Origin of the sequence: Mesorhizobium sp. M0678 (assembly GCF_040320505.1) — a bacterium.
Taxonomy (GTDB): Bacteria; Pseudomonadota; Alphaproteobacteria; order Rhizobiales; family Rhizobiaceae; genus Mesorhizobium.
In genome coordinates this window covers 336692-358346 of record NZ_JAMYPT010000004.1, presented here as the reverse complement: position 1 = coordinate 358346, position 21655 = coordinate 336692, and the positions used below count along the sequence as shown (strand labels likewise).

Here is a 21655-nt window from a genome sequence, read left to right as displayed (position 1 = left end):
CATGTCCACGTCGAAGAAGACTCCTGCCAGCATCCGCCAGGGCGGTCCCGGCGCCGCGCACGAAAACGCCAAGAAGCCGCTGAGCGTCGAAAAGCCGCCGGCCGACTCCGACCGTCGCAGCCACAGCAAAGTCTCCGGCGGCGGCGGCGAACGCGACAGCCACCATACCCACGACCCCGAAAAGAAAGGCGACACTCGGCCCGCGCATCAGGACAAGTGAAATCGGGCGGCGACGCGACGATCGGTGAGGTTCGAGCGAAGTGTCAGCGGGAACGGCGCGCCAAGGCAAACGGCACGACGTTGTCGACCACCGGCAAGTCGAACAGCATCGGAAGCCCCCGCGTCGCGGCCATTTCCACGATCAGCTCCTCGATCGAGTGATCGGTCAGACGGGTCTCGACGCCCAGCCGGATCATCGCCGCCAGCTTGTGCACCGGCACCGGCACGGACTTTGCCCGGTCGTCGAGCAGCTTGCTGATTTCGATCACGACGTCGGCGTCGATATTCCTGGGCAAGTCTCGCATAAGCGCCTCCCCGCCAAACGAAACGAAAAGCCCGCCGCACCTTTCGATACGGCGGGCGATCCAGTAATGCGTACCGGCGAGGGGATCGGGGTGGGCGTGCCGGCGCGCGCAGATCGCAAGTAATTTTAGTTAAATCCGTCAACTTCGATGTGTCACGGAAAAACGTCTGTACGTTTTTTACCGAACCGCGCGGATCGTTAGCTGTCCCCGCCGTCGCGCGGCGCGGCAGCACGGATGGCGCGATCCATTGCCCTCCGGACAGCGAACTCAAACAGTATACATTATAAACTTAAAACATCTTGCCAGGTGATCCAGCCTATGCTCCACTTGAGCCGGGAACATGGCTGATAGGTCGATTTCTGCCGACACGTGGCTGCATTTCAAACGGCACGACTGCGAGAACACAGCCTCAAACGATATACGAAATCTTCGCATGGGAAGGCGTGGATGACGGAAACGATAGAGCTCAAACGGGTTGGCGATGGCAATCTGCGTGCCCAGGTCTATCAACAAATCCGGCTGACGATACAGCATGGCGAATTGGCGCCTGGCCAGAAGCTCGTCGACGTCGATATTGCCGCCCAGCTCGGCATTTCCAGAATGCCTGTCCGCGACGCCTTGATGCAGTTGGTGCATGAGGGCTATCTCGTCGGCACCACACGCGGCTTCACCCTGCCCACGCTTACCGCGACGGATGTCGCCGACATCTTCGAGGTCCGCCGCCTGCTTGAGCCACGGGCCGCCGCGCACGCCGCACGGACACTTGACGCCGCTGGCCTCAAGACCCTGGCAGCCGCGCTTCGGGAGGCCGAGGCTGCGGCCGCCGCCGGCGATGCCGACCGCTTTTTCCAGGCCAATTCGGCATTCAGGAATTGTTGGCTCGGCGCCGTCGAGAACGAGCGCCTTTCCCAAACGATTGCAAGGTTCGCCGACCACGTGCTCGTCGTCCGCTTAAGGACGCTGTCGCACCAGCCGACGCAGGCCGTTATCGTTGCCGGCATGCGCGCAATCTATGAGGCATTCGTCAAGCGCGACGCCGTCGCCGCTTACGACCGCATGACCCACTTCATTCAGAACGCCGAGGAGCGTTTCATGAAGCTTAGCCCACCGTTTCAAGACTCCAACGGTGAAGGTGAGGGCATGTCGCGGCAGGGGAAAGCATGATCAGGAAGCAGCACCCGCTGAAAGGGCCGAACAGGTTCAAGCTCGGCGTCTTTTCCATGAACGCCGATGGCGGCCTGGCAATGACCACCGTTCTCGAGCGCTGGCATGCCCGCTGGGAAGACAACCTCAACTCCGCCTGCATCGCCGATCGCGCCGGCCTCGAGTTTCTGCTGCCGATCGCCCGCTGGCGCGGCTTCGGCGGTTTGACGCATGTGCGGGAATGGTCGTTCGAGACTTTCACCTGGGCGGCGGGCCTTGCTGTCGCCACGGAAAACATCGGCCTGTTCATGACGGTGCATGTGCCGCTGGTTCATCCGCTGCAGGCTGCAAAAGCGCTGGCGACGGTCGACCACATCTCCAATGGGCGGGCCGGCTTGAACATTGTCTGCGGCTGGAACCCCGACGAGTTCGCCATGTTCGGGCAGACGGTCGGCGATCGAACCTACGATCAAGCCGAGGAATGGATCAACATCATCGTGCGTGCCTATCAATCGAGGGAGCCGTTCGATTTCGGCGGCGAGTTCTATGATCTGAAGGGGGTCGTCAGCCGCCCACCAAGTCTGCAGGCGCCACGACCGGTGACCATGAACGCCGCCTTCGGCGCGCCAGGGCGCAACTATGCAGCGCGCCACTGCGACTATTTGTTTTCGACTTTTTCCGAAATCGCCGACGGCCGTGCGCATGTGGTCGACATCACCAACCGAGCGGCCGAAGTCGGACGCGAAGTCGGCGTCTATACGGTCTGTCACGTCGTCTGCCGGGAGACCCAGCAGGAAGCCGAGGACTACTACCGGCATTACGCGCTGGAATGCGCGGACGAGGGTGCGGTCGACGAGCACATGCGCAAGAAGAAGGAATTCGCGAACTCGCACGACGCGAAGGCTTTCACCGAATATCGGCAAAGGTTCGCCGGCGGTGCCGGAACGTTCCCGCTCATCGGCACGCCGGAAAAGATCGTCGACGATCTCACTGAGATCATGGACCAGGGCTATTCCGGCGCCGCCCTTACATTCGTCAACTACACCTACGAATTGCCCTTCTTCTGCGACCGCGTGCTGCCGCTGATGCGCCAGGCCGGGCTTCGAGTCAATTGATGCCGGCGGCCGCCATTCCGACCCCGTGGGTGGATGGGCACGACGCCATCAATCCGCGCGCCTTCAAGCAGGCGATGCGGGCGGTGGCGGGCTCGGTCGCCATCCTTGCCTCGGAACATCACGAGATCGGCTTTTGCGGCATCACGGCGACGGCTCTCTGCTCGTTCAGCGCCGAGCCGCCGTCGCTGCTGGCCTGCGTCAACCGCGGCAGCACCTTTGCCTCGGCCATTCGCGAAGACTTGCCGTTTTCGGTCAATCTTCCCGCCGGCGACCAAGAGAACGTTGTGCGTGCCTTTGGCGGCATGACCAAAGCCAAGGGCGCCGCGCGGTTCTCGTCCGGATCATGGGTGCGTGGCGAAACCGGCGCGCCCTTGCTTGTCGGCGCGCGGGCAATGTTCGAATGCCGGGTGGCCGAAATCATTGTGCGGGCGTCGCACATGATCGTTATCGGCATCGTCTCGGGCGTTGCGCTGGACCGCGCTCATCGATCGCCGGTCTTCTACGCGCATGGGCGGTTCCTGACAGTAGGAGATGATGCCAACTAACCGCCGTTCACGTGGCGGCGCGGCGATTGCAATTTCAGATCGGCCCGATCATGGGCCGGATCATGGGCGAACTATCAGAGGGAGTACGGCAATGCGCATTTGGAAATCCCTTGTTCTGGCTGCACTCATGTCGGGTGTAGCGGGTATCGCCACGGCCGAAGAGGTCGTCCTCAACGCCGTGCATTTTACGCCGACGCAGAACGGCTACGCCCAGAGCTTCCTGAAGTTCGTTCAGAAGGTGAACGAAAAGGGCAAGGGCGTGGTCCAGATCAACGTGCGTGGCGGGCCGGAGGTCATTCCGCCGATCCAGCAGGGCGCGGCGCTCAGGAGCGGCCTGATCGACGTGATCGACACACCGGCAGGGCAGTTCCTCGAACTCGTGCCCGAAGGCGAGGTTTTCTCCGCATCGACGAAGACGCCGTGGGAGGTCCGCGACAATGGCGGCTGGGATTTCATCAGCGGGATTTTCGAGAAGAAGGCCAATGCCCATCTGCTGGCGCATGTCGACGCGGGCTCGGGCTTCAACGTCTTCACCGTCGACGAACCTAAGCTCAACGATGAAGGCAGCATCGAGTGGAGCAGTTTGAAGATCCGCTCGTCGCCGCTCTACCGCGATTTCCTTGAATCCTTGGGCGCAACGGTGATCGTGCAAGCGCCGGGAGACGTCTACACTTCGCTCGAGCGCGGCGTCGTCAATGCCAACGCCTATACCGTATTTGGCTATGCGTCCTTCGGCTGGGACAAATTCACAAAATACCGTGTCGACCCGCAGTTCTTCAAAACCGACGTGCTGATCTCGATCAACAAGGCGAAATGGGACACGCTGTCACCCGAGGCGCAGAAGCTGCTTGCCGACGCGGCCGTCGAATACGAGCGCGTGAGCTATGACGCCAATCTCGCCGAGTCCGAAAAGCAGGCACAGGCAATGATCGGCGGCGGGCAGAAGGTGATCAGCTTGACCGGCGCCGGCCGCGACAAATTCCTGGCGGCTGCCACGCAGGCAAGCTGGGCGAGAATGACCAAACGCGATCCCACCAACATCGATCAGTTGAAGAAATTCTTCCAGTAGCCCGAGCGGAGGGCGCTGGTGCGCCCTTCATCAAGGTGGACATGAGGGTCGTCGGAAATGGACGGATTGTTTGCAGCGATCGGGAAGCTGAGCCTTGCGTTGGCGGCGGCGGCAAAAGTGGTGCTTGGCCTGATCATCGTCGCGGTGGTTGCTGATGTGTGCGTCCGCAATCTCGGCCTGAGGCCGCTTGCCTGGGCGGTGTCCGCGACGGAATACGGCCTGCTCTACGCGGCATTCCTGCCGATGCCCTGGCTGGTCCACAGCAAGGGCCATGTCTTCGTCGAGTTCCTGCGCCAGGCGCTGCCGGTGCGGGCAAGGGCGGTGCTTGAAAAGCTGGTCTATCTCGCCTGCATTGCCGTCAGCCTCTACCTCGGCAGCGTCGCTCTGTCTTCGCTGACAAGTGCCGTTGCGGGCGGCGAATACGAAACGCGCAGTTTCGATATGCCGAAATGGCTGGTCTTTCTGCCCATCATGCTCGCCTTCTATCTCTCGGCGGTGGAATGGCTCAGATATCTGCTCGGCCGTGACACGCTGTACACTCTCGATCCGCTGGAAATGGAAGGGCTCTGACCGGTGGCCTGGCTGTTTCCATTCGCCGTGCTCGTTGGCACCATCCTGCTGTTGATGGGGCTTGGGCTGCCGGTCGCCTTCGCGTTCTTCGTCACCAATGTGATCGGGCTGTACCTGTTCTTCGGCGGTTCGATCGGCGTGACGCAGATGGTCGCCAACTTCTCCGACGCTGTCTCGACCTATGCGCTTGCCCCGCTGCCGATGTTTCTTGTCATGGGCAGCCTGTTCTTCCGCTCCGGCCTCGGCGAGAAGGTCATCTACGCGCTCGACCTGTGCGTCGGCAATCTGCGCGGACGTCTTGCCTATGTCGTCCTCGCCGCCGGCACGATCTTTTCCGCGCTGTCAGGTTCCAGCCTTGCCAACACCGGCATGATGGGCTCGCTGATGGTGCCCGAGATGCTGAAGCGGGGCTACAAGCCGCATATGGCCTACGGCCCGGTGCTTGGCGCAGGAAGCCTTGCCGTCATCATCCCGCCATCCTCGCTGGCCGTCTTGCTCGGCTCGCTGGCCCAAATCGACGTCGGCGCGCTGCTCATAGCGGGGGCTCTGCCCGGACTGCTGCTCGTTGTCATGTACGCGGCCCTGATCTTCGCGCAGACAAAGATCGATCCGGACGCCGCTCCGCATTATCCGGTGCCCGCCGTCCCTGCGGCCGAGAAGGTGAGGGCGGTTGCCGTAAACATCATTCCGATGAGCGTCATCGTATTCATGGTGGTCGGCACGATCATCCTTGGGATAGCGACGCCGACGGAATCGGCCGGACTCGGCTGTGCCGCCGTCTTCGCCTTGTTGTTTGTCTACCGACGGTTCAGCTGGTCGGTTGTCTGGAAGTCGCTGGACGATGCGATGAAGGTCACCGGCATGACCTTCCTGATCATCTCGGCTTCGACGACGTTCTCGCAGATATTTGCCTTCTCCGGCGCCTCCAACGGCTTTATCCAGTTCATCGTCGGCTACGATCTTGGACCGTATCCCATGCTGCTCATGATGGTGCTCGTCATCCTGCTGCTCGGCATGTTCATGGATCAGGTCTCGATGATGCTGATCACGCTGCCGATCTTCCTGCCGATCGCCCAGCAATTCGGCTACGAGCCGGTATGGTTCGGGCTGATCCTGCTGCTCGCCTACGAGGTCGGCTTCACCACGCCGCCGTTTGGTCTGCTGCTGTTCATCATGATCGGCGTTGCGCCGAAAGGCACATCGCTCAAGACGGTTGCCATGGCTGCGGCGCCTTATATCGCGCTGACGCTTCTGCTGATCCTGCTGATTGTCCTCTTTCCGCAGATCGCTCTCTTTCTTCCGAATTTGATCTAGTCGAACTCGATCCAGCAGGTGTCCACATGCGCTTTGCCTATCTTGCTTTCTTCCACGATGACCGCGAGGCAAATTTGGCCATCGCCGGCGAAGATGTTGACGCCGTGCGGCGTGTGATTGCTTCAACGCCGGGCCTTGCGCTTGCAAACATCTATCTACCCGAAGTGGCGACGGACATGTTCAACAACGATGGTCCACCGCCGGTCTTTGGCTTCCAGCTCTATTTCGACGAACTGGCGGACATGGAGGCGGCGCTGGCGCCGTCCGGCCATCTGCAGGCGCTTGCCGCACCTGGTATGCTGTCGAGCATCGCCGGTTCGAGGCCGACGCAACAGGCAATGTGCGTGCGTCCGTTTCCCGTCGACGACGCTGGCGTCAAGACGTCCGGGCTCCCCTGCAGCTATCTTGTCCACTATCCCGGGCCGGCCGAAGACATGAATGCCTGGCTCTACCACTATGTGACGCATCATCCGCAATTGATGCGGGGCTTTCCCGGCATTCGCCACATCGAGGTTCTGTCGCGACTGGATTGGTGCGGTTCGCTTCCCTGGCCGCGGATCGACCATATGCAGCGCAATCGGGTCATGTTCGACAGTCCCGCGGCATTGACGCACGCGCTGCAATCGCCGGCGCGGCTGGAGATGCGCGCCGACTACAAGACTTTTCCGCCGTTTTCAGGCGGCAGCCGGCATTTTCCGATGTCGACGGAAGCCGTGCATCCTTCGTCAAGGGCCACATAGGCAAACAGGTTTTTTGCCGACGCCGAAAATTTCTGGAGATTTCATGTACGACTTTCGCAAGAAATGTATCTCTCTCGATCGCCTCATCGGCACCTTCTGCGCCATCCCGCACCCTGTGGCGGTCGAAGTGGCCGCCGCCAGCGGGGTCGATTTCCTGTGCATCGACTGGGAGCATTCGCAGATCGGCCGCGGACGGCTCGAGGATCTGATTCGCGCGGCCGATGTCCACAGGATTCCCGCGATGGTGCGCGTTCCCGGCCACACGCCGGAGTGGATGGCGGCCGCGCTCGACGCCGGCGCGTCGGGTGTCCTGGTACCCCGCGTCTCCACGGCCGAACAAGCGCGCATGGCGGTCATGGCCTGCCGGTACCCGCCGGTCGGCGCCCGCGGTGTCGGCCCGGGCCGCGCCGCCGGTTATGGCTACAGGATTCCGGACTACCTCAAATCGGCCAACGAGGTCCTGACGGTCGCCATCCAGGTCGAGACGGCCGAAGGGTTCGCCAACATCGACGACATCGTCCAGGTCGACGGCGTCGACGTGGTCTTCATTGGCCCCGGCGACCTGTCGGTCTCGATCGACGCCATGGGGCCGGCCGGCCAGGACAAGCTCAATGCAGCGATTATGAGGATCGCGGCCGCGGCGCGCACGGCCCGCAAGGCCGTCGGCATCTTTCGCCCTTCGGCGGATGATGTCGGCAAATGGTCGCGGCACGGCATCAGCTTCTACATGCTGGCCAGCGACACGATGTTTCTCGGGGCCGGCCTTGCCGCCGGCGTCGCCTCGGCGCGCAGCGCCTCATAGCAAGAGTTTGCCATGAAGATCATCAAGACCGACGGTGTGCTGTCAGTCGAGGAGGAGCAGCTGCGCTACCTCGACGGCTTGAACGTCGAATTTGTCGAAAAGACGCTGCTCACGGAAGATGCCCTGATCGAACACTGCCGCGACGCCGACGCATTGATGGTATTGCGGGAGCCGATCACGGCTCGTGTTTTGGCGGAACTGAAGAGGCTCAAGGTCATCGGACGGTTCGGCGTAGGGCTCGACTCGATCGACGTCGAGGCCGCCAGCCGTGCCGGTGTTCAGGTAACCTACGTGCCGGACGCCAATCTGGTTGAAGTCAGCACCCACGCCATGGCCCTGATCCTGGCCTTGACGCGCAGGCTGAAACAGTTCGACAGCGCGGTGCGCGCCGGCCGCTGGACTGCAATGGCCGACGGCGCCGGCATCACGCGGCCCGACAGGCAGATCCTCGGCCTGATCGGCTTCGGCCAGATCGGGCGGCTGACTGCCGAGCGGGCGCGGGTCTTCGGCTACCACATCATCGCCCACGACCCGCATATGCCGGCCGAGCGCATCGCGGCCGGTGGTGCCGAACCGGTCGGCTTCGACGAGCTGCTGGCCAGGGCCGACATCGTCTCGCTGCACGTTCCAGCGACACCGGAGACCAGAAACATCATGTCGGCACAAGCCCTGTCGCGGATGAAGGAAGGGGCGATACTCATCAACGTGGCCCGCGGCGGCCTGGTCGACGAGGTCGCATTGGCGGACGCGATCCGGCGCGGCCATCTGGCAGGCGCCGGCATCGACACGTTCGAGCGGGAGCCGCCTTCGCCCGACAATCCGCTGCTGGCGCTGGACACTGTCCTGGTCAGTCCACACGCGGCGCACTACTCGACCCAGTCTTACGCGGAGGTTCGCAACAAGGTGTTTGCCGATGTCGCATCGGTCCTGCGCGGCGGCAAGCCGGTATATCCGGTCAACCGGATATGACCAATTCCCGATGTCGGCACCACCTCTATCCGCCTGCTCCGCGGAACCCAAGTCCTGCAAGTCGGGGTTCGCAGGGCGATAAGGGGCAGCGCAACCTGTCGCGATTTGTCCGGTTGCCACATTTTGTTCTTGCTTTGTGCCGGCAGCTATGCTAGTAATTTGCGTATGGTGCTGATTCGGACCGAGGACCGCCGCAAGGCGGTTTTTTTTGTCTTTAGGTTTCAGTGCCATCCGTCGAGGCTCAACTCGGCTTGTCGCGACGCTCGACGATGTAGATGTGATCGGCGACCAGCACCACGTCGCCATGCTGGTTGATCACCTCGCAGCGCTCGACGACCCGGCCTGAATCGGGTCGCTTCGGGTCGTCTTCCTTGGCCGAGATGGTGGTGCGGGTCCTGATCGTATCGCCGATGAACACCGGCTTGATAAAGCGCAGCCGGTCGTAGCCATAGGAGAAGGCAACCGGGTTGACGACGCTGGCCGTCAGCCCGACGCCGACCGAAAAAACCAGCGTGCCGTGGGCGATGCGCTGGCCGAACGGCGTCGTCTTCATGAACTCGGCGTCCATGTGGTGGGGAAAGAAATCACCGGTATGGCCGGCATGGACGACGAAATCGGTCTCGGTGATGGTGCGCCCGCTGGTCATGCGCGACGAGCCGATCCGGTAGTCCTCGAAATAGACAGTCTGCTCCATGTCAGGGCCTCGCCGCTATCGGCGTTGCCGGCGCCGCGCTCGATCGGTAGGCGGCTTCGACCAGCGCCATGGTGTTCCAGCCGTCCTCGACGGAACTGACAAGCTCGGCGTCCTCGCCCGACGCGTAGCGCTGGACATTGGCCATGCGGCCGGCAAAGGCGTCCGGAAACCATGCGCCGACGAGTGGAACCGCAATCCAGTCCGTGCCGCCTTTGGGGTAGATTTCGAGAATGTCCGGCTCGCCGCACGGATAGTCGAGGTTGACGCCTAATTTGAGGTAAGCGGCGCCCTCGGTACCGCAGATGCGGAATTCGCAGGCCTGGTGTTTTCGACCGAATTTGTGATCGTGGTTGATCGACAGTGCACAGCGCACGGTGTCGCCATAGTCGAGGATCGCGCTGGTGCGCGTTTGCGCAACCTTGTGGCCGGGATGGCCGAGCGTCTTGGCGTGAACCCCCTTGGGGTCGCCGAGCAATTGCCGGATCAGGTCGAGATAATGGATCGAATGCATGGCGATCTCGACGCGCGGCGCCTGCAACAGGAATTCCCAGAGCTGCCAGGGTGTCGCCAGCGCCAGCCATGCGTCGAAATCGACCACTTCGCCCAGCCAGCCCTTGGCGATCGCATCCCTGAGCGCCAGCATCATCGGCGCGAAGCGCAGCTGGAAATTCACCGCCGCCTTCAGATCTTTGGAGCGGCAGATTTCAAGGATCTGGGTCGCCTCGGCGAGATTGCTGCCCATCGGCTTCTGGATCAGCGCCACCGCACCATCGGGCAGCGCCCTGAGCACGCCGGCATGATAGGCCGGCGGTGTCGCCAGATCGAAGACGGCGTCCTTGATTGACGCAGCTTCCTCGACCGACCGGTAAGCGGTGACGCCCCATCTCTGCGCCAGTTTTTCCGCCTTGGCCAGGTCGGGGTCGAAAAGCCCGGCAACCGGGAAACCGGCGTTCCCATAGGCCGGGAAATGCGCATCGCCGACGATCGAGCCGGCGCCGAAAATCACGATCGGCCTGGGCTTTGACGGCTGTGCCCAGGCCTGGGAGAGCGAGGCAGGATCGAAAATGTCATCAGTCATAATGGAAGACTTCGTCCATCGACGCCCACCACTCGCCCTCCTTGCGGGTCGGCAGCGGCTCCTGGCACGGCATGCAGAGCGCCCACCATTCCTGCGTCGTGGGATCGGCGGCCATCTTCGCCATGTCGGCGGCATAGTCGGTGCCGTGGTACTCGAAGGTGCTGAACAAAAGGTGCTCCGGCTCCCTCAGATAGATCGAATAATTCTTGATGTTGCAGGCGGAAATCATCTTGAGGACGTCCGGCCACACGGCGGCGTGAAGCCGCACATACTCGGCGACTTTCTCCGGCTTGAGGCCGAGCACCATTCCCATTCGCTGCATGTCCGCCTCCTATTTTTCTATCGCCATGGTGAATTCCGCGATGCTCTTCGCCTTGATCGCATCCCAGTCCCAGTCGATGCCGATGCCGGGTTCGTCCGGCGCCAGCGCGTGCCCGTCCTCGATACGCATTTTCTTGCCGGTCAGCTCGTCGAGCTGGGGAATATACTCGACATATCTGCCGTTCTGAACGGCGCATGTCAGGCTGACATGCAATTCCATCAGGAAATGCGGGCAGACCGGTATGTCGAACGCCTCGGCTGCATGCGCCACCTTCAGCCACGGCGTGATGCCGCCGATGCGGCCGACATCGACCTGCACGATCGAGCACGCGCCCTTCTGCATATATTCGCGGAAATGCCGGATCGAGTAGAGCGACTCGCCGACGGCGATCGGCGTCGACGTCGCATTCGACAGGCGGATATGGCCGTCAATGTCGTCGGCCGGCAGCGGTTCCTCGATCCAGGCGAGGTCGAGTTCACGCAAGCGCTCGGCCCGGCGGATCGCCTCGTCGACCGAAAAGCCCTGGTTGCAGTCGGTCATGATTTCGTAAGAGTCTCCAACCGCCCGGCGCACCGCCGTCAGCCGGGCAAGATCCTCAGAGCCGTGCGGCTTGCCGATCTTGACCTTCGAGCCGCGAAACCCCTTGCCCTTGGCGGCCAGCGCATCCGCGACCAGCGCCTCGGTTTCGATATGCAGCCAGCCGCCTTCGGTCGTGTAGAGCGGGCAGCGGTCCTTGGCGCCGCCGGCAAGCTTCCACAGCGGCAGGTTTTGCTTCCTCGCCCGCAGATCCCAAAGGGCAGTGTCGATGGCCGCCAGCGCGATTGCCGTGATCGCGCCGATCGTCGTGGCATGGGTGGCGAACTCCAGCTCGTGCCAGATCGCCTCGATCATGTCGGCGTCGCGGCCGATCAGCCGCGGCGCAAGGTGGTCGGCCAGCAGCCGCATCACCGAGGAGCCGCCCGTGCCGATCGTATAGCTGTAGCCGATGCCGACCGCGCCGTCGGCGTCGGTGATGGTGACGATCGGTGTTTCCTGGCTGACAAAACTCTGGATGGCATCGGTGCGCTTGACCTTCGGCACTAGGTCGACCATCCGCAGTTCGATTTTCTCGATCTTTGCCATGATTTTAACCTCGCAATGTCCTGCCTGTTTCGGCGGAAAACAGATGGGCCTGCGACAGGTCCAGGCTCATCTTGACCCGGTCGCCGGCTTTCAGCGGCTTTGGATTGAGCATCCGCGATACCCAGTCGCTGCCGTTGAATTCGGCGAACACCAGCGTCTCGTTGCCGAGCGGCTCGGTGACGGTCACCGGCAACTCCATCTGGTGGACGTCGACGTCTTCGCCGGAGCTGATGCCATGCCCGGTCGGATAGATGTCGTCGGGCCTGAGGCCGAAAACGACTTTGTCGCCGGCCTCGATATTGGCCTTGAACTGGCTGGGCAAAGGCAGCCTCTCGCCGCTGGCGAACAGCAACTGTCCGTCGTCGACAACCGCCTCATGCAGATTCATCGGCGGCGAGCCGATGAAGCCCGCGACGAAGCGTGTCTGCGGCCGGCGGAAGACCTCGTCGGGTGTGCCGACCTGCTCGATGAAACCGTCACGCATGATGACGATACGGTCCGCCAATGTCATCGCTTCGACCTGGTCATGGGTGACGTAGATCACTGTCGACTTGACCTTGGCGTGCAGCTTCTTGATCTCGGTGCGCATCTGCGTCCGAAGCTTGGCGTCGAGATTGGAAAGCGGCTCGTCGAACAGGAAGACGTCGGGATCGCGCACGATGGCGCGGCCCATGGCGACGCGCTGGCGCTGTCCGCCGGACAGCTGCGACGGCCGGCGCTCGAGCAATTGGTCGAGGCCGAGAATGCCGGACGCTTCGGCGACGCGACGGTCCATTTCTTCTTTCGCGGCGCCCGCTATCTTGAGCGAGAAGCCGAGGTTTTCGCGCACGGTCATATGCGGGTAGAGCGCGTAGGACTGGAACACCATCGAGATGTTGCGCGAGCGCGGCGGCAGATCGTTGACCATGCGGCCGCCGATCTCGATGACGCCGTCGCTGATCGCCTCGAGGCCGGCGATCATGCGCAGGGTTGTCGACTTGCCGCAACCGGACGGCCCGACCAGCGCGATGAATTCGCGGTCGGCGACCTCGAGATCGATGCCGTGCACGACCGCCACCGGGCCGTAGCTTTTGGTGAGGTTCTTGAGCGATACGGTTGCCATGTCAGCCTTTCACCGCGCCGGAAGTGAGGCCGCCGACGAGGTGTTTCTGGACGATGAAGGTAAGCGTGAGCGCCGGTATGACCATGACCACGGCGAGCGCGCACATGCCGCGCCAGTCGATGGTGAATTCGGCCGTATAGTCGAGCAGGCCGACCGGCAGCGTCTTGGAGTTGATCGAGCGCGTCAGCTGCGAAGCCAGCGCGAACTCGTTCCAGGAGGTGAGGAAGGCAAAGATGCCGGCCGAGGCGATGCCGGGCCCGGCGAGTGGAAACTCGACCTGCCAGAAGGCCTGCCAGCGCGTGCAGCCGTCGATCTGCGCGGCTTCGGCGAGATCTTTCGGCACCTGGCGGAAAAAGCCGTCGATCAGCCAGACGGTGAACGGCACGTTGAGCGCGACGTAGACCAGGATCAGCCCGAAATGCGTGTCGACGATGCCGAGCCGCGCAAAGACGAAGAACAGCGGCAGCGACAGCGCGATGCCGGGCACCGTGCGCGTCAGCATCAGGCCGAGGAACATCGCCGACTTGGCGCGAAAGCGGTAGCGCGCAAAGGCGTAGCCGCCGGCCATGCCGATGACGATGGCGATCACCGTCGAGGTCACCGAGATGATCAGCGAATTGCGGAAATAGTCGAGCACCGGAATGCCACCCTGGCCGACGCCGCTGAACATGGCGATGTAGGCGTCGAGCGAAAGCTGCTGCGGAATCCACACCGGCGGCTTGGCCATGATTTCGACGGTCGGCCGCAGCGACGAGAGCACGATCCAGATGCCGGGCAGGCAGATGACCAGCATGGCCAGGAACAGTCCGATGCCGTGAACGATTCGGAGCGCTTTGTTGCCGACGCGATGCAGGCTGTTCTGGTCCATCCTCACCACTCCGCCGCGATCTGCGTGCGCGCTGCGGCGAGCTTGCGGTAGAAATAGACGGTGAACAGGATTGACAGCAGGATCGAGAAATAGGCCATGGCATTGGCCATTCCCATCCTGGCATCGCTGTAGGCGGTGCGGGCGACCAGCGTCCAGACCAGTTCGGTGCGGCCGGCGGGGCCGCCGTCGGTCATGATCTTTACGATGTCATAGGCGCGCGCGACGTCGAGTGAGCGGATGGTCATGGCGATAAAGGCAAACGGCATGATGAACGGCCAGGTGACATAGCGGAATGTCTGCCACGGCGTGCAGCCGTCGACGCGGGCCGCCTCGACCGGTTCGCGCGGCATCGCCAGCAGCCCGGCCAGGATCAGGATCGCGAACACCGAGGTCGACGACCAGATCTCGGCGATCAGGATGGCGATGAAGGCGAGATTGCCGTCGATCAGCCACGGGATGGCGCGATCGGTCAGGCCGAGCCCCTGCAGGGCGTTGTTCACCAGGCCGATATTGTCATTGAACATGAATTTGAACTGGAAGCCGACGAGGATCGGCGAAAACATCATCGGAAACATCATGATGGTGCGCAGGATCCGCTGGCCGCGCGATGCCTTCTCCACCAGCAGGGCCAGCCCGAGCCCGATCAGCATTTCCAGGTTGAGCGCGACGGTCAGCAGCACCACGGTGCGGGCAAAGGCGACCCAGAAAGCGCGGCTGGTCAAGATGGTGACGTAGTTGCGCGCGCCGATGAAGACCCAGAACGTCTCCGGCCTGGTCAGCCGGAACGGCGTGAAGCTGGAATAGAGCGAAAGCAGCAGCGGCACCACCACCACCGCCGCCAGAACGATCACCGCCGGCAGCAGGAGCAGCAATGGCGGCGAAGGTCTCCAGCCTTTCATGGCGATCCGGTTCTGGTTGGTGCCCGGACACCGAAGGCCGCCATCGGCGAGCTGGGATCAAGACAAAGCGTGTTGCGCATGGTTCGTAAAAAGTTCGGGGACGCCGCTCTTCGATGAGCGCGGCGCCCCCTTGGGAGAATGGTCAAAGCTTGCCGGCGTCCTCGAGGATTTGCGTGGCCTGGGCGGCAGCGTCGTCCAGTGCCTGCTTGGAGGTCTTGTCGCCAAGGATGGCGGCCTGCAATTCGGGATAGACGGCGTTGGAGATTTCGATCCATTCAGGTGTCTGCGGCACGGCAAAAGCGTGCTTTGCCTCTTCCTGGAAAGCCGCCAACACTTCCTTCTTGTAAGGATCGCTGGCCGCCTGCTGGATATCCCAGTCCCACACCGCCGTGCGGGTCGGCAGTGGGCCGCTTGCCGCCTCGAGCTTCTGGCTGTCCTCATTGGTCAGGAACCAGACCAGCGACGCCGCGGCTTCCTTGCTGGCGCAGTTTTCGGTGACCGAAAATCCGTGGTGCCCCGACCAGCCGGTGCGAATGCCGGCCGATCCCTTCGGCGCCACCTTCACGCCGACATTGCCGGCGACCTTCGACGACTTCGGATCGTTGAAGAAGCCTGCCCAGCCCGGCCAGTCGAGGTTGATGGCGACGGTGCCCGAGGCAAAGCCCTGGCCGAGATCGTCCCACAGATAGTTGGTGGTGCCGGCCGGCACCGCCTTGGCCCTGTAGAGATTGACGAACCAGTCGAGCGCGTGCACGCCGGCTTCCGAGTTGAAGGCCGGCTTGCCATCCTTGTCGAGGTATTCGCCGCCGTCGGCGATGAGCATCTCGTAAAAGCGGCCGTTGATCGCCTCTTCCTTGCCGGCGAACTGGGTGCCGTAGAAATCGGGCGGGCTGGCGAAGAATTCCGCCTGCTGGGCGACCTCGTCCCAGGTGTCGGGCGGTGTCAGTTCCTTGCCGTACTTGGCCTTGTAGGCGGCCTTCTTGGCTTCGTCCTGGTAGAGGCTCTTCTGGTAGTAGAGCGCCGAGACGTCGAACTGCGCGCGCGGCAGCATCACCAGCTTGTCGTCGAGCGTCGAGGCCTTGATCGTCGACGGCACGAAGGCGTCGATCTCCTCCTTCGGCAGCAGCTTGTTGAGGTCGGTGTAGATATCAGGATATTGCGGCGCGAAGGACGAGTGGTTCGACCCAACGCACCAGTTGATGCTGCCGGAGGCGATGTCCGATTTGATTTCCTTGTCGAGCTCGAAGTGGTTCTTCTTCGAGATCACGTTGACCTTGGCGCCGGTCAGTTTTTCCCATTCGCCGATGCGTGCGTACAGCCCTTCATATTGCTGGCCGCCGATCAGCTTGGCGTCGATGGTGACGCCGTCGAATTTGCCGGGCAGGTCGGCAGCAAGGGCACTCGCACCCAGTGCGAGCAGCGTTACGCCGGCCGACAGGCCGCAAAACAGTTTCGTCATTGGTATCCTCCCAAGAGTCTGCGTCGATCCATAGCGAGGGCTGATCGGCAGCTTCATTCATATACAAACAAAACATTTATAGCATCGTCAAGCCGAAAGTTCTTCCGGAAGCAATGCCGTTATGCGTATATGAAAGGTGAAATTCACTGGAGAAGCCCAATGGCAGAGGACGAGGAAGACGACCGCTATCGAGCGCCGGCGTTGGACAAGGGGCTCGACATTCTCGAGCTGCTGGCCGGCGTCGACGGCGGCCTGACGCAGGCGGAAATCGCCAAGAAGCTCGACCGCAGCCCGAACGAGTTCTACCGCATGCTGGACCGGCTGGTGCGGCGCGGCTACGTCACGCGGCCGGATGGCGACCGTTATTCGCTGACGCTCAAGCTGTTTGGCCTGGCGCAGCTGCACGCGCCGGTGCGCCGGCTGGTTTCCTATGCGACCCCGCTGATGCGCGAGCTGGCAGAAACCTCGCAGCAGGCAAACCAGCTCGTCGTCTTCGATCGCGGCTCCGCCGTGGTGATTGCACAGCAGGAAGCGCCGGATTACTGGGGCATCTCGATCCGCGTCGGCTCGCATATCAGCCTGTTCGACACCGGCTCCGGCCATGTGTTGCTGGCGTTCCGCCCGCCGGAAGAGCGGCAGATGATGATCTCAGAACATCTGCGCAGCACCGACAAGCCACCGCAATCGCCGGAGTTCTTTGCCCGCCTCGACCAGATCCGGGAACGCGGCTACGAGATGATGGCATCGATGCAGACCGCCGGTGTCTTCAACCTGTCGACACCGGTTCTTGGTTCGGACGGCAGGGCGATCGCCGCGCTGTCGATCCCCTACATAACCCTGGTCAACGCACCCAAGGCGCCCGACATTACGAGGACGATTGAGCTGCTGCTGGCAGCGACCGAAAAGCTGTCGCAACTGGCGTGATCGACCGTCAAGCAATCGCGATGAATTCTTATTTGAATGAAGATTTTCTCCGTGAGATGATCTCGAAGTCGCCAAGGAGGAGCGCGCCGCCATGATCTTCGACACCCATCTGCACCTGATCGATCAGTCCGCGCTGCGCTATCCCTGGCTGGCCGGCGTGCCGGCACTCAACCGCGATTTCTCCTACGACGAATATGCAGTCCAGGCCCGCCGCGCCGGCATCGAGGGCGCATTGCATATGGAGGTCGATGTCGATCCTGCCGACATCGAGGCCGAAACCGGCCGTGTCAAAGCGCTGTCGCGGGAGAAGGCCAGCTTGCTGCGGGGGGCAATTGCCTCCTGCCGTCCGGAAGAGCCCGGCTTTGCCGCCTATCTCGAGCGCCAGCGCGCCGATCCTTTCGTCAAGGGCTTTCGCCGCGTGCTGCACGTCATGCCGGACGAGCTTTCGGAGGGCGCGCTGTTTCGTGAAAACATCAAGCGGCTTGCCGGCAGCGGCCTGACCTTCGACCTTGTCGTTCTGCCGCACCAGATCCCCAAGGCGATTGCACTCACCGACCTCGCGCCGGACGTGCAGTTCGTGCTCGACCATTGCGGCGTGCCCGACATCAAGGGTGGCGCCGAGCACCCCTGGCGCGAGCACATGGCGGAGATCGCGCGGCGCCCGAACGTCGTCGGCAAAATTTCCGGTGTGGTCGCCTATGCGGATGCCGGATCCTGGACTGTCGAAACGCTGCTTCCCTATGTCGAGCACACCATCGAATGCTTCGGCTGGGACCGGGTCGTCTGGGGCAGCGACTGGCCGGTCTGCACGCTTGGCGGCGGGCTTGCGACCTGGATTGCGGCAACGCATGCGTTGCTTGCCGGCACCAGCACCGATGAACGGCAACAACTGCTGTCCGGCAACGCCAAGCGGCTGTGGAGTTTGTAGAGCATTTTGCAGCCAAGTGATGGAATCACTCGGCGTCGCACAAATGCGGCTCAAACGAATAGGTGGCCTCAGATCGTCGCCGAGACGTGCCGCTCGCGACCGTAGAGCGAAACCAGGAGCACGATGACCAGGCCAAGTGCCGCCTGCACGGTCGAGGGCCGGAAGCCGAGGCCGATCAGCAGCGTGTTGATCTCCGTCAGCACCAGGACGCCGGCAATGGTGCCGAAATAGCTGCCGCGGCCGCCGACAAGGGCGGCGCCGCCGACCACCACTGCCGCGATCGTCTGGAACAGATAGGGCTGGCCGACATCGCCATAGGCAGAGCCGGTGAAGCCGAGCAGCAGCACGCCGGCTGCGGCGGCGAAGAAGGCGCTCGCGGCATAAGTCACCGTCCACATGCGGACTGGATCGATCAGCGCCAGCGGCGCAGCACCTGGATTGCTGCCGAGGGCGTAGAGACGGCGGCCGTATGGCGTGCGCGCCAGCACCAGCGCCACCAGCAAGGTCAGCACCGCGACGCATGGCACCAGCCCCGGCACCGGCAGCGGTCCGACCGAACCGCCGATCGAAACGAAGGCGGAAACCGCGGCAGGCGCCGATCCGGATGGAAAGCCACCGGTCCACAACAGGACGGCACCTTGCACGATCATGCCGGTGCCGAGCGTGACGATCAGCGGGTGGATGTCGAGCCCGCGCGAGATCAGGCCGTTCAGCGCCCCGATCAGTAAGGCGAGCGCGACGACGACTGTGCAGACAAGGGCAAAATTCCAGCCGCCGCCGTAGAGCTGTGCGGCAACGACATTGGCAAAGCCGATGATGAAGGGGATCGACAGATCGATACCGCCCAGGATTACGACGAGGGTCTGGCCGATCGATGCTACCGCCAGCAGCGAGGCGATCACCAGCAGCGCCCGGATGGCGAACGGCTGGGAGTAGCCCGGGATGAGCAAGGTGCCAAGGAGATGCAAGGCGACAGCGACGGCAAAGGCACCGGCGACACGGGCATTGGTGGACTGGAACCAGGTCTGGCGCATGCTTCTCAGCCTTTCCCTCCCGAGAGCCGTTCCTGCAGCGCCGTCATGATGACGGCCACAACCAGGATCGCGCCATAGGCGATCTGCAGCACATAGGTGGAGACGTTGAAGGCGGTCAGCACGCTCTGCAGCAGGAAGATGTCGATAGCGCCGATGGCGGCACCGGCGAGCCCGCCGCGCCCGCCGGCAAGGCTGACGCCGCCGAGCGCCACCGCGGCAATCGCGATCAGCGTGTAGGTTGGCCCGATATTAGGGTCGGCCGAACCGATCAGCGCGGTCAGCATGAGGCCGGCGCAAGCGGCAAGTATGCCGGTCACGACATAGGCGATGAAACGCACTTTGGTGACTGGAACGCCGGCCGTGTAAGCGGCGCGATCGTCGCTGCCCACCGCCATCAGCTGGTCGTAGTAAGGCGTCTGCCGCACCAGCCACCAGAACAGGAAGATCAGCGCCAGCGGCAGTGCCGACCAGGGTCCGGCCATTGCCTTCAGCCAGCCCGGCGCCGGACCGATCGGCGCCGGCAGGATGGTCAGCGTCATGCCGGTGAGGATCAGATAGGTGCCGAGCGTCGCAACGATCGGCTGGATGCGAACGATGGTCGCCAAGAAGCCGTTGGCAGCGCCGACGATCGCGCCGATCAGAAGCGCCGCCGGCACGATGACCAGCGGCGAAGATATGCCAAGCCTGAGAAACAGCACCTGGATCACCATCGCATTGACGAAGCCCATCAATGGCCCGACGGAAATGTCGATGCCGCCGCGCCCGGCGAGGATCACCGGAGCCGAGGCGAGCGCTGCGCCGATCAGCGGCGCGGCGAGCCCGATCAGCGCGCCCCAGGCGGCAGGATGGAAGCGCGCCGGATTGAGCAGCAGATTGACCGCGATCAGGATCACCAACAGCACTGCCGCAAAGCCGGCGCCGCGCCATCGCGCCGCCATGCGCCGCAACCCGCTCATGCCGCGCGCCCGAACATGGCGGCGATCACCGTATCGCTTTTCATCTCGTCTCCGGTGATTTCAGCCGCCACCTGCTGTTCGCGGAACACCAGCACGCGATGGCAAAGCAGCAGGATCTCCTCGATCTCGCTCGACAGGATGACCAGAGCCATGCCGTCCGCCGCCAGTCGACGAAACACATCATAGAGGACATGGCGCGTCGCCACGTCGACACCGCGCGTCGGATCATTGAGGAGCAGGATCGCCGGTTCCAGCGCCAATGCGCGGGCCAGCAGCACCTTCTGCTGATTGCCGCCGGAAAGCGTGGTGATCGGGGCGTCCGGCCGTGGCGCGATGATCGACAGTCTGTCCCGATAGCGTTCATAGCGCTGCCGCCGCGCGGCGAAGCTGAGCAGACCGAAACGCATATCGCGCGACAGCGTCGAGACGGCAAAATTGTCGAGCACCGATTGGGTCGGAAAAATGCCGGTGGTGCGCCGGTCGCGCGGCAAATAGGCGATGCCGCCGGCGACCGCCTTGCGGAAATTGGTGATCGCGCGCGCTCCGGTTGGCGCCTCGACGGTCACCTCGCCGCCGGCCGGGCGTTCCAGGCCGGCCAGCACTTTCAGGAACCGCTCCTGTCCGTGGCCGTCGAGGCCGGCAAGGCCGACGATCTCGCCAGGCGCAATGGTTTGCGTCATGGGGCTTGCGCCCGGCGCGATCACCAGGCCGCGCACCGAAAGGCTGGCGCGATCAGCCATGCGCCAGCTCCGCCGCCGTGCGTGGCGCCATCGCTCTGAGAAGTTCGGATGCGGTGGACGTGCCGCGTTCCTCAGTCGTCACCACGCTGCCGCCGCGCAGCACGGAAATCCGGTCCGAAAGCGACATCACCTCGTCCATGCGGTGGGTGATGAACAGGATCAGGCAGCCCTCCGAAGCAAGCCTGCGCATCATGGCAAAGACCGCCTCGCGATCGGCAAAGTCGAGCGCCGCCGTAACCTCGTCGAGGATGAGAATGCGCGGGTTGCGAACCACGGCGCGGGCGAGCACTACCAATTGCTGAATGGCAAGCGGCAATTGCCCGGCCAACTGGTCGAGCGGGATCTCGGTCACCGCGAAGCGCTTCAGCACCGCTTGTGCGCGTTGCCGCCGCTCGGCGCGCGGCACGGTGCGCGTCAGCAAGCCGTCGAGGCCGAGCAGGATGTTGTCCGTCACCGAACGGTCAGGCGCGATCAGCACTTCCTGGAACACGGTGGCCAACCCGGCGGTCTGGAACGCCGCCGGCGAGAGGCCGGTAAAGGGCGCTCCGTCGAGCAGGATCGCGCCGCTGTCCGGCTGCACAATTCCGGACAGCAGCTTGACCAGAGTGCTCTTGCCCGAACCATTCTCGCCCAGGATGGTGTGGATCGTGCCGGCGCGGAATGCGATGGAGGCATTGGCCAGCGCAATCGTTTCGCCGTAGCGTTTCGAGATGGCCTGGACTTCCAGCATGAGCAATC

Annotated in this window: 25 protein-coding genes; 12 read left to right on the top strand and 13 right to left on the bottom strand. The window is 63.1% G+C overall.

Annotated features, from left to right (window positions below):
- Position 1: 1 nt before the first annotated feature.
- A complete protein-coding gene (locus NKI29_RS10645; protein ID WP_023676106.1) occupies positions 2-220 on the top strand; it encodes a hypothetical protein in 219 nt (72 codons plus the stop codon).
- A gap of 43 nt (positions 221-263) precedes the next feature.
- Here NKI29_RS10645 and NKI29_RS10640 read toward each other — a convergent pair whose 3' ends face one another.
- Complete coding sequence (locus tag NKI29_RS10640; protein ID WP_023676105.1) at positions 264-524, bottom strand: hypothetical protein; 261 nt, start codon at positions 522-524, stop codon at positions 264-266.
- 447 nt (positions 525-971) lie between these two features.
- On the opposite strand from NKI29_RS10640, the gene NKI29_RS10635 reads away from it, so the two are divergent.
- From NKI29_RS10635 to NKI29_RS10595, 9 genes are all read left to right on the top strand, one after another.
- Positions 972-1688, top strand: coding sequence for a GntR family transcriptional regulator (locus tag NKI29_RS10635; RefSeq protein WP_352569263.1), 717 nt, complete (start codon positions 972-974; stop codon positions 1686-1688).
- Positions 1688-2782 (top strand): LLM class flavin-dependent oxidoreductase, encoded by a 1095-nt coding sequence (locus NKI29_RS10630; RefSeq protein ID WP_023676103.1) that lies wholly within the window; start codon positions 1688-1690, stop codon positions 2780-2782. Before NKI29_RS10635 ends, NKI29_RS10630 begins: the two co-directional genes overlap by 1 nt.
- The gene (locus NKI29_RS10625; RefSeq protein ID WP_352569264.1) at positions 2782-3327 is read left to right on the top strand and encodes a flavin reductase family protein; all 546 of its coding nucleotides are present in this window, start codon (positions 2782-2784) and stop codon (positions 3325-3327) included. Before NKI29_RS10630 ends, NKI29_RS10625 begins: the two co-directional genes overlap by 1 nt.
- Positions 3328-3418: 91 nt before the next feature.
- The gene (dctP, locus tag NKI29_RS10620; protein ID WP_352569265.1) at positions 3419-4396 is read left to right on the top strand and encodes a TRAP transporter substrate-binding protein DctP; all 978 of its coding nucleotides are present in this window, start codon (positions 3419-3421) and stop codon (positions 4394-4396) included.
- Positions 4397-4453: 57 nt separating this feature from the next.
- Entirely contained in the window at positions 4454-4966 is a 513-nt protein-coding gene (locus tag NKI29_RS10615) for a TRAP transporter small permease (protein WP_352569266.1), read from the top strand.
- Between the two features lie 3 nt (positions 4967-4969).
- Positions 4970-6280: a TRAP transporter large permease gene (locus NKI29_RS10610; RefSeq protein ID WP_352569267.1), complete on the top strand. Its 1311-nt coding sequence runs from the start codon at positions 4970-4972 to the stop codon at positions 6278-6280.
- Positions 6281-6306: 26 nt separating this feature from the next.
- Positions 6307-7020, top strand: a complete 714-nt coding sequence (locus NKI29_RS10605) for a hypothetical protein (protein WP_352569268.1) — start codon at positions 6307-6309, stop codon at positions 7018-7020.
- A 43-nt stretch (positions 7021-7063) separates the two neighbouring features.
- A complete protein-coding gene (locus NKI29_RS10600; protein ID WP_352569270.1) occupies positions 7064-7822 on the top strand; it encodes an HpcH/HpaI aldolase family protein in 759 nt (252 codons plus the stop codon).
- Positions 7823-7834: 12 nt separating this feature from the next.
- Positions 7835-8791, top strand: a complete 957-nt coding sequence (locus NKI29_RS10595; protein WP_352569272.1) for a C-terminal binding protein — start codon at positions 7835-7837, stop codon at positions 8789-8791.
- A gap of 241 nt (positions 8792-9032) precedes the next feature.
- Here the strand turns inward: NKI29_RS10595 and NKI29_RS10590 are convergent, their stop codons facing one another.
- The 8 genes from NKI29_RS10590 to NKI29_RS10555 form a co-directional block, all read right to left on the bottom strand.
- The gene (locus tag NKI29_RS10590) at positions 9033-9485 is read right to left on the bottom strand and encodes a MaoC/PaaZ C-terminal domain-containing protein (protein WP_352569274.1); all 453 of its coding nucleotides are present in this window, start codon (positions 9483-9485) and stop codon (positions 9033-9035) included.
- A 1-nt stretch (position 9486) separates the two neighbouring features.
- Positions 9487-10563, bottom strand: coding sequence for a Gfo/Idh/MocA family protein (locus NKI29_RS10585; protein WP_352796182.1), 1077 nt, complete (start codon positions 10561-10563; stop codon positions 9487-9489).
- Positions 10556-10885 carry an L-rhamnose mutarotase gene (locus NKI29_RS10580; protein WP_023676093.1) on the bottom strand — a complete coding sequence of 110 codons (330 nt, stop codon included), beginning with the start codon at positions 10883-10885 and terminating at the stop codon, positions 10556-10558. The genes NKI29_RS10585 and NKI29_RS10580 overlap by 8 nt, the downstream gene beginning before the upstream one ends.
- 9 nt (positions 10886-10894) lie before the next feature.
- On the bottom strand, positions 10895-12007 hold the full coding sequence (locus NKI29_RS10575; RefSeq protein ID WP_352796179.1) for a mandelate racemase/muconate lactonizing enzyme family protein: 1113 nt from the start codon (positions 12005-12007) through the stop codon (positions 10895-10897).
- 4 nt (positions 12008-12011) lie between these two features.
- The gene (locus NKI29_RS10570) at positions 12012-13109 is read right to left on the bottom strand and encodes an ABC transporter ATP-binding protein (protein WP_352796176.1); all 1098 of its coding nucleotides are present in this window, start codon (positions 13107-13109) and stop codon (positions 12012-12014) included.
- Between the two features lies 1 nt (position 13110).
- Complete coding sequence (locus NKI29_RS10565) at positions 13111-13977, bottom strand: carbohydrate ABC transporter permease (RefSeq protein ID WP_352796174.1); 867 nt, start codon at positions 13975-13977, stop codon at positions 13111-13113.
- 2 nt (positions 13978-13979) lie between these two features.
- A complete protein-coding gene (locus tag NKI29_RS10560; protein WP_023676089.1) occupies positions 13980-14876 on the bottom strand; it encodes a carbohydrate ABC transporter permease in 897 nt (298 codons plus the stop codon).
- A 142-nt stretch (positions 14877-15018) separates the two neighbouring features.
- Positions 15019-16335, bottom strand: a complete 1317-nt coding sequence (locus tag NKI29_RS10555) for a type 2 periplasmic-binding domain-containing protein (RefSeq protein WP_352796172.1) — start codon at positions 16333-16335, stop codon at positions 15019-15021.
- 159 nt (positions 16336-16494) lie between these two features.
- Here NKI29_RS10555 and NKI29_RS10550 point away from each other — a divergent pair, with 159 nt between their 5' ends.
- Positions 16495-17259: an IclR family transcriptional regulator gene (locus NKI29_RS10550; RefSeq protein ID WP_352569285.1), complete on the top strand. Its 765-nt coding sequence runs from the start codon at positions 16495-16497 to the stop codon at positions 17257-17259.
- Positions 17260-17350: 91 nt separating this feature from the next.
- Complete coding sequence (locus tag NKI29_RS10545; RefSeq protein ID WP_352569287.1) at positions 17351-18187, top strand: amidohydrolase family protein; 837 nt, start codon at positions 17351-17353, stop codon at positions 18185-18187.
- Between the two features lie 68 nt (positions 18188-18255).
- Here NKI29_RS10545 and NKI29_RS10540 read toward each other — a convergent pair whose 3' ends face one another.
- Genes NKI29_RS10540 through NKI29_RS10525 form a run of 4 tightly spaced genes read right to left on the bottom strand, consistent with a single transcriptional unit; the run spans position 18256 to position 21647 of the window.
- Positions 18256-19221: an ABC transporter permease gene (locus NKI29_RS10540; RefSeq protein WP_352796169.1), complete on the bottom strand. Its 966-nt coding sequence runs from the start codon at positions 19219-19221 to the stop codon at positions 18256-18258.
- Between the two features lie 5 nt (positions 19222-19226).
- Complete coding sequence (locus NKI29_RS10535) at positions 19227-20177, bottom strand: ABC transporter permease (protein ID WP_352796166.1); 951 nt, start codon at positions 20175-20177, stop codon at positions 19227-19229.
- The gene (locus NKI29_RS10530) at positions 20174-20917 is read right to left on the bottom strand and encodes an ATP-binding cassette domain-containing protein (RefSeq protein WP_352796163.1); all 744 of its coding nucleotides are present in this window, start codon (positions 20915-20917) and stop codon (positions 20174-20176) included. The genes NKI29_RS10535 and NKI29_RS10530 overlap by 4 nt, the downstream gene beginning before the upstream one ends.
- On the bottom strand, positions 20910-21647 hold the full coding sequence (locus tag NKI29_RS10525; RefSeq protein ID WP_352796161.1) for an ATP-binding cassette domain-containing protein: 738 nt from the start codon (positions 21645-21647) through the stop codon (positions 20910-20912). The genes NKI29_RS10530 and NKI29_RS10525 overlap by 8 nt, the downstream gene beginning before the upstream one ends.
- Positions 21648-21655: the final 8 nt, after the last annotated feature.

Coding starts and splice junctions, on each gene's coding strand:
- NKI29_RS10575 (WP_352796179.1), bottom strand. CDS start 12,007: ATGGCAAAGATCGAGAAAATCGAACTGCGGATGGTCGACCTAGTGCCG.
- NKI29_RS10550 (WP_352569285.1), top strand. CDS start 16,495: ATGGCAGAGGACGAGGAAGACGACCGCTATCGAGCGCCGGCGTTGGAC.
- NKI29_RS10585 (WP_352796182.1), bottom strand. CDS start 10,563: ATGACTGATGACATTTTCGATCCTGCCTCGCTCTCCCAGGCCTGGGCA.
- NKI29_RS10640 (WP_023676105.1), bottom strand. CDS start 524: ATGCGAGACTTGCCCAGGAATATCGACGCCGACGTCGTGATCGAAATC.
- NKI29_RS10530 (WP_352796163.1), bottom strand. CDS start 20,917: ATGGCTGATCGCGCCAGCCTTTCGGTGCGCGGCCTGGTGATCGCGCCG.
- dctP (WP_352569265.1), top strand. CDS start 3,419: ATGCGCATTTGGAAATCCCTTGTTCTGGCTGCACTCATGTCGGGTGTA.
- NKI29_RS10540 (WP_352796169.1), bottom strand. CDS start 19,221: ATGCGCCAGACCTGGTTCCAGTCCACCAATGCCCGTGTCGCCGGTGCC.
- NKI29_RS10580 (WP_023676093.1), bottom strand. CDS start 10,885: ATGCAGCGAATGGGAATGGTGCTCGGCCTCAAGCCGGAGAAAGTCGCC.
- NKI29_RS10565 (WP_352796174.1), bottom strand. CDS start 13,977: ATGGACCAGAACAGCCTGCATCGCGTCGGCAACAAAGCGCTCCGAATC.
- NKI29_RS10645 (WP_023676106.1), top strand. CDS start 2: ATGTCCACGTCGAAGAAGACTCCTGCCAGCATCCGCCAGGGCGGTCCC.
- NKI29_RS10600 (WP_352569270.1), top strand. CDS start 7,064: ATGTACGACTTTCGCAAGAAATGTATCTCTCTCGATCGCCTCATCGGC.
- NKI29_RS10605 (WP_352569268.1), top strand. CDS start 6,307: ATGCGCTTTGCCTATCTTGCTTTCTTCCACGATGACCGCGAGGCAAAT.
- NKI29_RS10560 (WP_023676089.1), bottom strand. CDS start 14,876: ATGAAAGGCTGGAGACCTTCGCCGCCATTGCTGCTCCTGCTGCCGGCG.
- NKI29_RS10555 (WP_352796172.1), bottom strand. CDS start 16,335: ATGACGAAACTGTTTTGCGGCCTGTCGGCCGGCGTAACGCTGCTCGCA.
- NKI29_RS10535 (WP_352796166.1), bottom strand. CDS start 20,177: ATGAGCGGGTTGCGGCGCATGGCGGCGCGATGGCGCGGCGCCGGCTTT.
- NKI29_RS10525 (WP_352796161.1), bottom strand. CDS start 21,647: ATGCTGGAAGTCCAGGCCATCTCGAAACGCTACGGCGAAACGATTGCG.
- NKI29_RS10625 (WP_352569264.1), top strand. CDS start 2,782: ATGCCGGCGGCCGCCATTCCGACCCCGTGGGTGGATGGGCACGACGCC.
- NKI29_RS10570 (WP_352796176.1), bottom strand. CDS start 13,109: ATGGCAACCGTATCGCTCAAGAACCTCACCAAAAGCTACGGCCCGGTG.
- NKI29_RS10635 (WP_352569263.1), top strand. CDS start 972: ATGACGGAAACGATAGAGCTCAAACGGGTTGGCGATGGCAATCTGCGT.
- NKI29_RS10590 (WP_352569274.1), bottom strand. CDS start 9,485: ATGGAGCAGACTGTCTATTTCGAGGACTACCGGATCGGCTCGTCGCGC.
- NKI29_RS10595 (WP_352569272.1), top strand. CDS start 7,835: ATGAAGATCATCAAGACCGACGGTGTGCTGTCAGTCGAGGAGGAGCAG.
- NKI29_RS10615 (WP_352569266.1), top strand. CDS start 4,454: ATGGACGGATTGTTTGCAGCGATCGGGAAGCTGAGCCTTGCGTTGGCG.
- NKI29_RS10545 (WP_352569287.1), top strand. CDS start 17,351: ATGATCTTCGACACCCATCTGCACCTGATCGATCAGTCCGCGCTGCGC.